A 12341-nucleotide genomic window follows, 5' to 3' on the forward strand; every position below is an offset into this window, starting at 1 on the left:
ATGTCCACGATGCGCCCGTCGATCGCGTTGCGCTGACCGGTCAACTCCGCCAGCTCGTCGAAGAGCATCATCAGCCGCTCACCAGGAAGCACGTCGGCGGCGGGAGCGGTCATGAGAGCAGCCTCGCACCGAGGTACGACAAATTTTGAACCGAAGGCGGTTACCCTTCGAAAACTGTGGTCACGGGGGATCAGGGCAGCGGACTTCCCGCCGAGGCGCGTGCCCGCGCCTTGATCGACCAGCAGCTGATCCAGGCCGGCTGGAAGGTCCAGGACCGCAAAGACCTCAACCTGTTCGCGGGTCAGGGCGTCGCGCTGCGCGAGGTGGTGATGAAGCCCGGTCACGGTCGGGTGGACTACCTGCTCTACGTCGACCGGGCGGTGGTGGGCGTCATCGAGGCCAAGCCCGTGGGCACCCCGCTGTCGGGGGTCGAGTGGCAATCGGCGATGTACGCCGCAGGTCTGCCCAACGATGTGCGGCTGGCGGCTACACGGCGCCGTCAACCTCGCCGATGGGGTCGGCCGGTTGACCCGTAACGTCGTCTTCTCCTCGCCGTCGACCGCGGTTCCCGTACCTCATCTGCTACTTGGAAGTCGGTCGACTCTTCGCCGAAGAAAGAATCCTCGTCGGCGCGAAAGGTGGCTAGATCGATCGGCGGTACCAGTTGCGAACCGCGCGCGAACTTCGGCGCGAGACAGGAATGGCCGGCGGTGTGGTTCGCCTTGAACGTCCACGGATTAAAAGGTAGCTCTGTTTCGCCGGAAGGAGACGACCTCGATTCCGCTCACAGCGCGAACGGTGCCCGCAGGCTCTTGAACATCGGGAAATGGCGGACGTTCAGCGTCGCCAGCTGATAGCCCTTTGCCTCCGCGGTCGCCGCGATCAGGTAGTCGCCCAGCCCGATGCCGGAGTGGCTGCGCCGGTGATGGCGCCAGAAGTCGCCCGCCCGGCGCGCGATGGGCTCGGTGACGGGTTCGGGGCGAAATGCGGCCAGCAGCCTCCAGACTTCGCGCCGTTCCGCGCTGCGCATGCCAGCCACCAATTCGACGGTCGACACCACGCTGATCGCCAGTGGGCCTTCCCGGCGAGCAGCAACGAGCCAGTTCCGCGCGGACTGCACACCGCGTAGGTGTGCGATGAGCACGTCCGAGTCGACGAGGATCACGAGGTGTGGCGCCACATCCGTGAAAGGTGTTCCTCCCGGTCTCCCGGACCACGTTCTGCAGATGGGACCTCACGCAGCGTGCCGAACGATTCGTCGATCGCCGTGAGGTCGGAAGCGAGATCGTCGTCGGTGTTGTTCAGTGCCCGGTCCAACAGTCCACGGATGAGTTCAGCACGCGAGACGCCCTGCTGGGCAGCCAACTTGTCGAGGCTGGCCGTCTGCTCCTCATCGAGGTAGATGTTAGTCCGCTTCATACACCACAACATACATCTATCAATCGAAGTCGGCACGCGGTCACAGGCCGAGCGCCCGACGCAGCCCGCGGTCGACTTCCTCAGCCAAACTCTGCGGCAACCGACCGACGCGGTCGGACAAGTCGCCCTTGTTGAGCGTCACCACGGCGGTGATGTTGACCACCGAATCGCGGGGCAGGCCGGTGGCATCGGCCGGAAGAAAGACGTTTCCGGGCATCGCCGCCAGCGCGGTATTGGAGGTGATCACCACGCTCAGGACGGTGGCCAGCCGACTGCGGTTATAGGAATCGGCCTGCACCACCAGAACCGGACGGCGCTTGGCCGGGCGACTGCCTGCCGGTGCGCCGAGGTCGGCCCAGTAGATGTCGCCGCGCTCGATCACCACTCATCATCCAAAGCATCCAACACTCGCCGGCCGAACGCCGCCGCCACGGCGTGGCTCTCGTCGGGCTTGTCCATTCGGTCGACGACACTGTCGATCTGTGCTGTCAGCGACTCGGAGTCGAGCTCATCGAGATAGCGCTGGGCGGCCCGCGCGAAGAACTCCGAACGGCTCATCCCCATGGCGCTGGCGCGGCGGCTCACCCGATCGAAGGTCTCGTCGGGCAGCGATATCGCGGTCTTCATGCAACGAGTATAACTGGGTATAACTCGATGGGATTCGCGTGAGCTGCAACAATGTGCATGAACAGGCCGGAGGTAAGGAGCAAGCAGTGATCGATCCCACTGACGGCCTCGTGGGCGACTACGTTGTGCCCCTTGAGGAAATCTTGGCAAGTGCCCCCGGTCCAGAACCGGGAGCAGGCATCCAACTCACCGACGATGAGTTCGCGGACTTCCTCCGGGCGGCTCGTTCGTGAGCGTTCCGGTGACCGACTCCCGTCGCCTCGTCGACAAGCTCTGGTCGTACTGCAACGTGCTGCGTGACGACGGCGTCGGCGTCATCGAGTACACCGAGCAACTGACCTATCTGCTGTTCCTCAAGATGGCTCATGAACGGGCCACCCGCGCGCTCAACCCGCAGCGGATCGTCCCGCCGGAGTTCTCCTGGCAGCAGTTGCTGGATACCGACGGCACCGATTTGGAGATCACCAACACCAAGGTTCTGGTCGGGTTGACACAGCAGCCCGGCACCCTGGGCACGATCTTTCGCAAGGCGCAGAACCGTATTCAAGACCCGGCGAAACTCAAACGCCTGGTCGTCGACTTGATCGACAAGGAGAACTGGTCCGCCTCGGGCACCGATCTCAAAGGCGACGCCTGCGATGAACTGCTGTCTAAGGGCGCCTCGGACAAAGGTTCGGGCGCGGGCCAACACTTCACCCCGCGCGACCTCATCCGGGCGATCGTCGACGTGATCAACCCTACCGTCGCCGATACCGTCGTCGACCCGGCCTGTGGCGGTGGTGCGGCCCGAGACGCTGCGCCGAAAGCTGTTGGCGGACTTCGACTTACACACCATCCTGCGGTTGCCGACAGGCCTGTTCTACGCTCAGGGCGTCAAGGCCAACGTGCTGTTCTTCAACAAGAAGCCGGCCTCCGAACCCGCTGCGTCGCCACCACCTCGACGAGTTCGTCAACTCCTACCTGTCCGGGCGTCCGCGGACAAGCGAACCGAGTCTGAGCGGTGGAAGTCCTTCTCCTACGACGAGCTGATCGCGCGCGACAAGGCCAACCTCGACATCACTTGGCTGCGCGACGAGTCCCTGGAAGATACCGACAACCTGCCTCCGCCTGAGATCATCGCCCGGGAGATCGTCGAGGACCTCACCGCCGCGCTGGCAGAGTTCGAGGCGGTGGCCGCAGCGTTGGAAGCCGCAAGCCCGGGCCGCCCGGCCGCCAGCCCATGACAGAATCGGCGCCATGAAAGCCGTGCTGTTCGACATGGACGGCACGCTGGTGGACTCCGAGAAGCTCTGGGACGTCGCCATGCACCGGCTCTACGACCGCCACGGGGCGGTGATGACGCCCGAGGTGCGCGAATCGACGGTGGGCGGCTCATCGGAGGACGTCATCCGGATCGTCTACACCGACCTCGGTATGCACCCTGACCCGAACGACATGGCCGCAACCGCCGACTGGCTGCACGAGCTCGCCGGCGAGTTGTTCGCGCAGGGGCTGCCCTGGTGCGAGGGCGCCGCCGAACTGCTTGACGAGTTGCACCGGACAGGCGTGCCGATGGCGCTGGTCACGAATACCCGCCGCGGACTGACCGAACGTGCACTGGACAGCATCGGACGGCACTACTTCCGCACGAGTGTCTGCGGCGACGAGGTGCCCCGCGGCAAGCCCGCGCCGGACCCGTATCGGCGGGCCGCCGCGTTGCTGGGGCTGCAGCCGCGAGACTGCCTGGCCATCGAGGATTCGGTGACCGGCGCGGCCTCGGCCGAAGAAGCCGGATGCCCGGTGCTGGTGGTGCCCAACGACGTCGAGGTGCCGGTAAGCCCCCGCCGCCGGCACGTGGCGTCGTTAGCCGGAATGGGCGCCGCCCGGCTCCGCCGGATCTACCACGAACTGCAGCTCGATCCCGAACTTCTGGTCTGAACCCTGGTCGATTTGCCGCCCGAGCGGCTCGGCAACCCGGTTGCCGATACGGCTGCCGGGTACTACGTGGTTATGCCATCGTTGAGCGGATAAGCGTTTGCCCGCTGCGGAAAGGAAGCGCGATGTCCGGCCAGGGGCCCACGAGTGATACCCCGTCGATATTCGACGATGATGACGTCGGCTCGGGCCGCGGTGCCGTCCGGATCGCCTCGGTCGCGGCATTGGGCGGCCTGCTGTTCGGCTACGACAGCGCGGTGATCAACGGCGCCGTCGATCCGATCCAGAAGCACTTCGGGATCGGTGATGCCTCGCTCGGCTTCGCAGTGGCCTCAGCGCTGCTCGGTGCGGCCGCCGGTGCCATGACCGCCGGCCGGCTGGCCGACAAGATCGGCCGGATCGCGGTCATGAAGATCGCCGCGGTGCTGTTCTTCATCAGCGCCATCGGGGCAGGGCTGGCCGGCAGCGTCTGGATGATCGTGCTGTTCCGCATCATCGGCGGCATCGGCGTCGGCGTCGCGTCGGTGATCGCGCCGGCCTACATCGCCGAAACCTCACCGGCGCGGATCCGCGGCCGGCTGGGGTCGCTTCAGCAGTTGGCGATCGTCTCCGGCATTTTCATTTCGCTGGCCATCGACTATCTGCTGGCGCAGATGGCCGGCGGCGCCAGCAACACCCTCTGGCTGGGCCTGGAGGCATGGCGGTGGATGTTCCTGATGATGGCCATCCCCGCGATCGTCTACGGGGCGCTGGCATTCACCATCCCGGAGTCGCCGCGCTATCTCGTTGCCAACCATCGCATTCCGGAAGCCCGCAAGGTTCTCACCATGCTGCTGGGGGAGAAGAACCTCGACATCACCATCGACCGGATCCAGAGCACCCTGGTCGGTGAGAAGAAGCCCTCCTGGAGTGACCTGCGCAAGCCGGGCGGCGGCGTCTACGGAATCGTCTGGGTGGGCCTGGGGCTGTCGATCTTCCAGCAGTTTGTCGGCATCAACGTGATCTTCTACTACTCCAACGTGCTGTGGCAGGCCGCCGGCTACGACGAGAGCCAGGCGTTCCGGATCACCGTGATCACCTCGGTGATCAACATCGCCACCACGCTGATCGCCATTGCGCTGATCGACAAGGTCGGCCGCAAGCCGCTGCTTCTGGTCGGCTCAGCCGGCATGGCCGTCACGCTGGCCACCATGGCGGTCATTTTCGGTACCGCCGAGCAGGTCGACGGGGCCCCGGATTTCAGCGACACCGCCGGGTGGATCGCCCTGATCGCCGCCAACCTGTTCGTCGTGGCCTTCGGGATGTCGTGGGGCCCGGTGGTGTGGGTGCTACTCGGCGAGATGTTCCCCAACCGGATCCGCGCCGCTGCTCTCGGTCTGGCCGCGGCCGGCCAGTGGGCCGCCAACTGGCTGATCACCGTCAGCTTCCCGGGCCTGCGCAATGTGCTGGGACTGGCCTACGGGTTCTACGCCCTGTGTGCGGTGTTGTCGTTCGTGTTCGTCTGGAAGTTGGTCCACGAGACCAAGGGCATCGCCTTGGAGGACATGACCGCCGATCAGATGGCGTAGCGAGTCGACGGCGACCCGGACGCCGGACGCTGGTTCTGATCAGCCCGCTCGCGTTTCGGAAGGAGCCCCACCGGGCAAACCTAGGCGAAATTACATTGATGATTCGCCAGGAGATTTCTGATGACCAATACTTCGTGGGCCCCGGCACGGCGCCGGGGGCGCCCGCCGGCAAGCGATTCCGCGGTGACCAGGGAGCGCATTCTGCAGGCGGCCCAGAAGGTCTTCGCGGAGTCAGGCTACGAGGCTGCGACGTTCCAGGCCATCGCAATGGAAATCGGCCTGACCCGGCCGGCGATCAACAACTACTTCCACAGCAAGTCCGCGCTGTACGGCGCGGTGGCCCGCCGGGTCAGTGACATGGTGCTCGACGCCATTCACACCGCGTCCGACGCGCCCACCCTGGCCGAACAGCTGCTGACCTTCATCCGGGTGGCGATCCGCGGCGAGTGCGCCGACCCGTCGCTGGCGGGGTTCCTGGTGCAGTCCGCGATCGACATCGAACACCTGCCACCGGGCAAGTCCGAAGCGGCCGCGCTCGTCGAGCGATTCGTCCGCGCGGCAGTGGCCGCCGCCGCGCAGCGGGGCGAAATCCGCCAAGCGACAGAAGGATTGACCGAATTGCTGATGGGGCTGATCTGGGGGATGGCGTTCCAGCTCTGCCGCGGTGACGACACGCACTCCGACGATGTGCTCGACCGGTTGGGCGTCCTGCTGGATCGGGGTCTGGCCGCCTGAGGTTGGGCGCCTAGGGTTCGCCGCGATCCCGCGCGCGTGACTGCGGCACGGGCCGCATGGAACAATCCCAGCCCGTGAAGACCTTCGAGGAACTCTTCGCCCAACTGGGCGAACGGGCGCGCACCCGGCCGGCCGGTAGCGCCACGGTGGCCGCGCTGGACGCCGGCGTTCACACGCTCGGCAAGAAGATCCTCGAAGAGGCCGGCGAGGTGTGGCTGGCCGCCGAGCACGAGCCCGACGAGTCTCTCGCCGAGGAGATCAGCCAGCTGCTGTACTGGACCCAGGTCCTCATGATCGCCCGTGGACTGGATCTCGACGACGTCTACCGGAAGCTGTAGGACCCATGCTGCGTGTCGCTGTCCCCAATAAGGGGGCGCTGTCGGAGTCGGCTGCCGAGATCCTCTCCGAGGCCGGCTACCGGCGCCGGAGCGATCCCAAGGATCTCACCGTCATCGATCCCACCAACGGTGTCGAGTTCTTCTTCCTGCGGCCCAAGGACATCGCGATCTACGTCGGGTCCGGCGACCTCGACCTGGGAATCACCGGCCGGGACCTGGCCGCGGAGAGCGGCGCCCCGGTCCGCGAGCGCCTGGCACTGGGCTTCGGGTCATCGAGCTTCCGCTACGCCGCCTCGGCGGGTCGCGACTGGACGGTGGCCGACCTGGCCGGCCTGCGCATTGCCACCGCCTACCCGAACCTGGTGCGCAACGATCTTGCGGCCCGGGGGATCGAGGCGACCGTGATCCGGCTGGACGGCGCCGTGGAGATCTCCGTGCAACTCGGGGTGGCCGACGCCATCGCCGACGTGGTGGGATCCGGTCGCACCCTGGCCATGCACAACCTGGTGGCCTTCGGCGACCCGCTGTGCGATTCGGAGGCCGTCCTCATCGAACGCGACGGCGGCACCCACGACCGCAACCGCGCCGCCCGCGAGCAGCTCGCGGCGCGGGTGCAGGGGGTGGTGTTCGGTCAGCAGTATCTGATGCTGGATTACGACTGCCCCCGCGACCTGGTGGACCGTGCCACCGCGATCACCCCCGGTCTGGAGTCGCCGACGATCGCGCCGCTGGCCGACCCGGAATGGGTCGCGGTACGGGCCCTGGTGCCGCGCCGCGACGTCAACGCCATCATGGACGAGTTGGCCGGGATCGGCGCCAAGGCGATTCTGGCCTCCGACGTGAGGTTCTGCCGCTTCTGATAGCGGGGCCGGGCGCGGCCGCCGTGCTAGCGTCCCGATGACCGCCTACCCCCGGAGGACGCCATGACGCATGCCCTGGTCTTGTTGCTGGCCCTGTTGATCGGCGTGGTCGCCGGTCTGCGTGCCTTCACCGCGCCCGCGGTGATGGCCTGGGCGGCTGCCCTGCACTGGATCAACCTCGACGGCACCTGGGCGTCGTGGATGGGTCACTGGATCACCGTGGCGATCCTCACCGTGATCGCGGTCGCCGAACTGGTCAGCGACAAGATGCCCACCCTGCCCAGCCGCAAGAGCGCTCCGCAGTTCCTGGTGCGGCTGGCCACCGGTGCGTTCTCCGGAGCGGTCCTGGGCACCGCGTGGGGATACCGCTGGGGCAGCCTCGGAGCCGGCTTGATCGGTGCGGTCATCGGCACCATCGGCGGCTACGCCGCCCGCACCCGGTTGGTCGCCGCCAACGGCGGCAAGGACCGGCCCGTCGCTCTCGGTGAGGACGTGTTCGCCGCCGCTGCCGGTGTCGCCGTCGCCTTCCTGACGAGCGTGTTGTGAGACGCCGAAATTACCGAATCCGACGCCAGCGTCTCGGTCGCCTCGGATAATCGCAGAATGACCCCCGTTCTCCCGACGGCCCTCCGTGGGGCCGCCACCGCGCTGGGCTGTGTGGCCGTCGGCCTCGCCGCAGCGTTGTCGGCGCCGGCCCACGCCGACGACGCCGCTTCGCTGCCGGTCTTCGTCCCGTACCCGTCGGGATGGTCGCCCAACTACAGCGTCCACCCGTACAACATGTGGCAGAGCCGCGTGACGCCGCAGATGGTCACCGCCGAGCGTGACGCCTGCCAGTGGTTCAACGCCCAGTACGACATCCTCAGCGGCCAGTCGTTCGGTTTCCAGAAGGCCCTGCACGACAACTTCGACGCGTGGGACGGCGTCGCGGGCGCGGCCAACGTGCTCAAGGCCAACCTCGACCAGTCGGCGGCCTTCCTCGATCCGCGGGTGCACACGCTGTACATCACGAACTACCCGGATCGCAGCCAGTACTCGCCGCTCTACAACGGCGACTCCTTCTACCACCTCTGGTACCAGCTGACCCAGATCAGTGACAAGATCGCCAACCAGATGCCCTCCGGGGTGATCAACGCCAACAACGCCACGATGCGGGTGTACGGCGACGTGATCCGTTCGTCGGGAGTCTGCAACGGCGCCTGAGCACGCCCCGCGCCGTACCGGGCCTTTCGCCGTCGGCGACCGGGTCCAGCTGACCGACGCCAAGGGCCGGCATTACACGATGATCCTCAAGCCCGGCGGCGAGTTTCACACGCACCGGGGGATCGTCGCCCACGACTCGGTGATCGATTCACCCGAGGGCTGTGTGGTCAAGGCGACCAACGGCGACGCCTTCCTGGTGCTGCGCCCGCTTCTCGTCGACTACGTCATGTCGATGCCGCGCGGCGCGCAGGTGATCTACCCCAAGGATGCCGCGCAGATCATCCATGAGGGGGACATCTTTCCCGGCGCCCGAGTGCTGGAGGCGGGCGCGGGATCGGGCGCGCTGACCTGCTCGCTGTTGCGTGCCGTCGGGCCGTCCGGCGAGGTGATCTCCTACGAACTGCGCGACGACCACGCCGAGCACGCCCGGCGCAACGTGTCGACGTTCTTCGGGGAGGATCCGGCCAATTGGCGCCTGGTGATCGGCGACGTGACCGACGCGCCGGCGCAGCCCGCGCTCGCCGACGGCGGTGTTGACCGGGTGGTCCTGGACATGCTGGCGCCGTGGGACGTGCTCGACGCGGTGGCTAACGTGCTGGTGCCCGGTGGCGTGCTGATCGTCTACGTCGCCACCGTCACCCAGCTCTCCAAGACGGTCGAGGCGTTGCGCGAGCAGCAGTGCTGGACCGAGCCGCGGTCCTGGGAAACCATGCAGCGCGGCTGGAACGTCGTCGGCCTGGCGGTGCGCCCGCAACACAACATGCGCGGGCACACCGCGTTCCTGATCTCCGCACGCCGGCTGGCCCCGGGCACCGTCACGCCGACACCGCTGCGCAAGAAGGGCCGCGGCACGGCGGTCTGAGTCGGCCAGCCGGGGGAGTCTTGTCCTACCTGCTCGATACGGTGTATCAATTCGGTAGCCCGCGGCAGACGGGGGAATCGTCTCCGCCGCGGTCGGGGCGATTTTGTGGTCCTACGTGACGGGTGTTCGGGATGTCATGGGGGTGACAGTGGGCAGGCGGGTGAACTCTTCGCAGTACTCGCGTCAGCGCAGCAACCGGCCCTCGGTCTTTGTCGTCTCACTGGTCGTCGCCGTCGTCTACGCAACCCTTGCCCTCGTGAGCCTCGCCCTGGGCCAGATGACCGGTCTGGCCGCACCGGTGTGGCCTGCCGCCGGCGTCGCCTTCGCAGCCGCGTTGCAGTGGCGATGGCGCGCGCTCCCCGGGGTTTTCGTCGGGTCTGTCAGCGCGAACGCATTTTGGCTGACTCGGCTGGGTGAGCCGGAGCCGCGACTGTTGTTCACGGCCGGGGCGGTCGGCATCGGGGCGGTCCTCGGGGCAGCTGCCGGCGCAAGCCTGGTACGACGCTTCGTCGGGCCGGTTCCTCGACTGGACACGCCCCGAGAGGTCATCCTGACCCTGGCCCTCGGCGGGCTGCTCGCCACCACGATCGCGCCCACCGTCGGTGTCGCGGCCCAGCTCACGACCGGGATTCTCGGCACCGGCAAGGCGGGGTTCGGCTGGCTGACGTGGTGGGTGGGCGATGCTATCGGGACCATCGTCTTCGCCCCGCTGGCACTCATGCTCATGCCCGGCCAGGGCGGGTACTGGTCGGGGCGTCGCTGGAAGATCGCGGTGCCGTCACTGCTGATCTCCGGAATCCTGGTTGCCGCGGTCGTTCAGAACGTCACCAACGAACGAGCCCGGATCGACAGTGCCGTGGCGCAGTTGGCCAAGGAGGCCGGCGAGGCCCTGACCCAAAATGTCGCACTCCATCAGGAAGTGCTCGAAGGTCTGCGGGGCCTGGTGGAAGCCTCGGACGATGTCACCGCCGCGGAGTTCAAGACCTACACCGGCGAGATGCTCCGGCGTTTCCCCAACCTGGAGGCATTGTCCTGGAATCCGCTGGTCACCGACGCAGATCTGCAAGCATTCGAGGCACGTCAACGTGCGCAGCCAGGCCTGCAGAACTTCACCGTCACCGAGCGCGACGCCGAAGGCAAACTACGGCCGGTTTCACCTCGTCGCGAGTACGTCGTCGTGGCCTACATCGAGCCGATCGCGAACAATCGCAACGCTCTGGGCTTCGACATTTACTCCAATCCGGCGCGCGCGACCGCCATCGAAACAGCCCGCGACACCGGCCGGCCAACGGCGACCGGCCCTATCGATCTTGTCCAGGAGTCCGGCACGCGGAAGGGCATGCTCGCCCTGTTGCCGGTCTATGACGGTGGTCGGGCACAGGGGTCTTCGCCGCGCGCTCTGCGCGGGTTCGCCGTCGGCGTTTACCGCCTCGGCAACCTGCTTACCGAGACGTTCGGCGGCCCGCGGTGGGACAGCGTCGGGGTGACGCTCATCGACGTCAGCGAAGGTGAGCAGCCCGTCGTCATCGCCGACCTGCCCGCGCGGAACTCCGCCGCGCCTGATCAGGTCAGTGCCGCACCGACGGCGACCACGTTGCCGCTGGACGTTTACGGGCGCAGTTGGGAACTCACGGTGCGTCCCACCAGCGCGGCGTTCACCGATACTCGCAGCGGAGTCATGGCGATCTTGTTCCTGGCCGTGCTGGCGATGACATTCCTGCTGGAGACGTTCCTGCTCGTCTTTTCCGGCATGGAGTCACTCGCGCGGCGGCTGATGTCCGAACTCGGCGGCGCCGCTCGCTACGTGGAGTCGATCCTTCCCAGCGACGTCGACGCCCCGGTGCCGGTGAGCTCCCGCTACATCCCCTCCGAGCAACTCGGCGGCGACAGTTTCGACCACCGCTGGATCGACGACGACCACCTGATCGCCTACGTGGTCGACGTGTCAGGCCATGGCGTCGGCCCGGCCGTGTTCTCGGTGTCGGTGCACAACCTGCTGCGCTCGGGAGCCCTCGGCCAGGACATGCTGCGCGATCCCGGCCGGGTCCTCACCGAACTCAACCGGCTCTTCCAGCGGGACAAGCAAGCCGGCAATTCCTTCACCATCTGGTACGGCGTGTACCAGCCCTCCACCCGCACGCTGCGTTACGCCCGCGCCGGGCACCCTCCGGCGCTCGTGCTGAACGGCTCCGGCCCGGTTCAGCTGGATTCCGGATCCGTACCGATCGGAGTCATTCGCGACATCACCTACGAAACCAACGAATACCGACTGGACGACGATGATGCCGACGCCGCCGTCCTTCTCTACAGCGACGGCGCCTTCGAACTGATGCTGCCCGGCGGGGCGCGCTTGACCCTCGATGAATTCATCGATCTGTGTGCCCGCACCGCGCGCTCACCGCAGTGGACCCTCGACGACCTCGTCGGTGAGCTGCGGCACCGATCCAAAAACGGAGACTTCTCAGACGACTGCACCTTGGTCCGCATCACCGTTCCCTGAACGCGGTCTGATTGCCGGGGGCTAGTCGTCGCTGCGGCGCAGATCCCTGCGAGCCGAGAGCAACTCGATCTCCGGCCGGGCGGCTACCAGTCTCTCGGCGGCGTCGAGCACCTCGACCACGTGCGAGCGGTCGGCGGCCACCACGGCGACGCCGATCCCGGCCCTGCGGTGCAGATCCAGCCAGCCGGTCTCGGCGGCCGACACACTGAACCGGCGCTGCAACTCCGCCACGATCGGGCGCACCGCCGATCGCTTCTGCTTCAGCGACCGCACGTCACCGAGCAGGATGTCGAATTCCAGCCAGCCGATCCACAT

Annotated in this window: 16 protein-coding genes and 2 pseudogenes; 12 read left to right on the forward strand and 6 right to left on the reverse strand. The window is 67.0% G+C overall.

Going from position 1 to position 12341, the window contains the following annotated elements; genetic code table 11:
* A partial coding sequence (locus ADBZ6I_RS00005; protein ID WP_526379757.1) for a hypothetical protein occupies positions 1-113 on the reverse strand: 113 nt, incomplete at its 3' end.
* 63 nt (positions 114-176) lie between these two features.
* Between ADBZ6I_RS00005 and ADBZ6I_RS00010 the strand changes: the two genes are divergently transcribed.
* The gene (locus ADBZ6I_RS00010; protein ID WP_526379586.1) at positions 177-536 is read left to right on the forward strand and encodes a hypothetical protein; all 360 of its coding nucleotides are present in this window, start codon (positions 177-179) and stop codon (positions 534-536) included.
* Between the two features lie 248 nt (positions 537-784).
* Here the strand turns inward: ADBZ6I_RS00010 and ADBZ6I_RS00015 are convergent, their stop codons facing one another.
* The 4 genes from ADBZ6I_RS00015 to ADBZ6I_RS00030 are packed head-to-tail and all read right to left on the reverse strand — an operon-like array spanning position 785 to position 2046.
* A complete protein-coding gene (locus ADBZ6I_RS00015) occupies positions 785-1165 on the reverse strand; it encodes a type II toxin-antitoxin system VapC family toxin (protein ID WP_526379759.1) in 381 nt (126 codons plus the stop codon).
* Positions 1162-1419: a ribbon-helix-helix domain-containing protein gene (locus ADBZ6I_RS00020; protein ID WP_526379588.1), complete on the reverse strand. Its 258-nt coding sequence runs from the start codon at positions 1417-1419 to the stop codon at positions 1162-1164. Before ADBZ6I_RS00020 ends, ADBZ6I_RS00015 begins: the two co-directional genes overlap by 4 nt.
* A gap of 40 nt (positions 1420-1459) precedes the next feature.
* The gene (locus tag ADBZ6I_RS00025) at positions 1460-1804 is read right to left on the reverse strand and encodes a type II toxin-antitoxin system PemK/MazF family toxin (protein ID WP_526379590.1); all 345 of its coding nucleotides are present in this window, start codon (positions 1802-1804) and stop codon (positions 1460-1462) included.
* On the reverse strand, positions 1798-2046 hold the full coding sequence (locus tag ADBZ6I_RS00030) for a ribbon-helix-helix domain-containing protein (protein WP_526379592.1): 249 nt from the start codon (positions 2044-2046) through the stop codon (positions 1798-1800). Before ADBZ6I_RS00030 ends, ADBZ6I_RS00025 begins: the two co-directional genes overlap by 7 nt.
* Positions 2047-2335: 289 nt before the next feature.
* On the opposite strand from ADBZ6I_RS00030, the pseudogene ADBZ6I_RS00035 reads away from it, so the two are divergent.
* From ADBZ6I_RS00035 to ADBZ6I_RS00085, 11 genes and pseudogenes are all read left to right on the forward strand, one after another.
* A pseudogene (locus tag ADBZ6I_RS00035) lies at positions 2336-2767 on the forward strand (type I restriction-modification system subunit M N-terminal domain-containing protein); the annotation flags it as partial.
* A gap of 58 nt (positions 2768-2825) precedes the next feature.
* Entirely contained in the window at positions 2826-3269 is a 444-nt protein-coding gene (locus tag ADBZ6I_RS00040; RefSeq protein ID WP_526379761.1) for an N-6 DNA methylase, read from the forward strand.
* 13 nt (positions 3270-3282) lie between these two features.
* Entirely contained in the window at positions 3283-3963 is a 681-nt protein-coding gene (locus ADBZ6I_RS00045) for an HAD family hydrolase (RefSeq protein ID WP_526379594.1), read from the forward strand.
* A gap of 122 nt (positions 3964-4085) precedes the next feature.
* Positions 4086-5528, forward strand: a complete 1443-nt coding sequence (locus tag ADBZ6I_RS00050) for a sugar porter family MFS transporter (RefSeq protein WP_526379596.1) — start codon at positions 4086-4088, stop codon at positions 5526-5528.
* A gap of 120 nt (positions 5529-5648) precedes the next feature.
* A complete protein-coding gene (locus ADBZ6I_RS00055; protein ID WP_526379598.1) occupies positions 5649-6263 on the forward strand; it encodes a TetR/AcrR family transcriptional regulator in 615 nt (204 codons plus the stop codon).
* A gap of 56 nt (positions 6264-6319) precedes the next feature.
* On the forward strand, positions 6320-6601 hold the full coding sequence (locus ADBZ6I_RS00060; RefSeq protein WP_526379600.1) for a phosphoribosyl-ATP diphosphatase: 282 nt from the start codon (positions 6320-6322) through the stop codon (positions 6599-6601).
* 5 nt (positions 6602-6606) lie between these two features.
* Entirely contained in the window at positions 6607-7461 is an 855-nt protein-coding gene (hisG, locus tag ADBZ6I_RS00065; RefSeq protein WP_526379603.1) for an ATP phosphoribosyltransferase, read from the forward strand.
* Positions 7462-7524: 63 nt separating this feature from the next.
* Positions 7525-8007 carry a DUF4126 family protein gene (locus ADBZ6I_RS00070; protein ID WP_526379605.1) on the forward strand — a complete coding sequence of 161 codons (483 nt, stop codon included), beginning with the start codon at positions 7525-7527 and terminating at the stop codon, positions 8005-8007.
* A 57-nt stretch (positions 8008-8064) separates the two neighbouring features.
* Positions 8065-8664 carry a hypothetical protein gene (locus ADBZ6I_RS00075; protein WP_526379607.1) on the forward strand — a complete coding sequence of 200 codons (600 nt, stop codon included), beginning with the start codon at positions 8065-8067 and terminating at the stop codon, positions 8662-8664.
* Between the two features lie 16 nt (positions 8665-8680).
* Positions 8681-9526 (forward strand): annotated as a pseudogene (locus tag ADBZ6I_RS00080) (class I SAM-dependent methyltransferase); the annotation flags it as partial.
* 136 nt (positions 9527-9662) lie between these two features.
* Complete coding sequence (locus ADBZ6I_RS00085; protein ID WP_526379763.1) at positions 9663-12026, forward strand: CHASE domain-containing protein; 2364 nt, start codon at positions 9663-9665, stop codon at positions 12024-12026.
* 21 nt (positions 12027-12047) lie between these two features.
* Here ADBZ6I_RS00085 and ADBZ6I_RS00090 read toward each other — a convergent pair whose 3' ends face one another.
* A complete protein-coding gene (locus ADBZ6I_RS00090) occupies positions 12048-12341 on the reverse strand; it encodes a DUF503 domain-containing protein (protein ID WP_526379609.1) in 294 nt (97 codons plus the stop codon).

The sequence above is a fragment of the Mycobacterium sp. genome, from assembly GCF_044342925.1.
Classification (GTDB): domain Bacteria; phylum Actinomycetota; class Actinomycetes; order Mycobacteriales; family Mycobacteriaceae; genus Mycobacterium.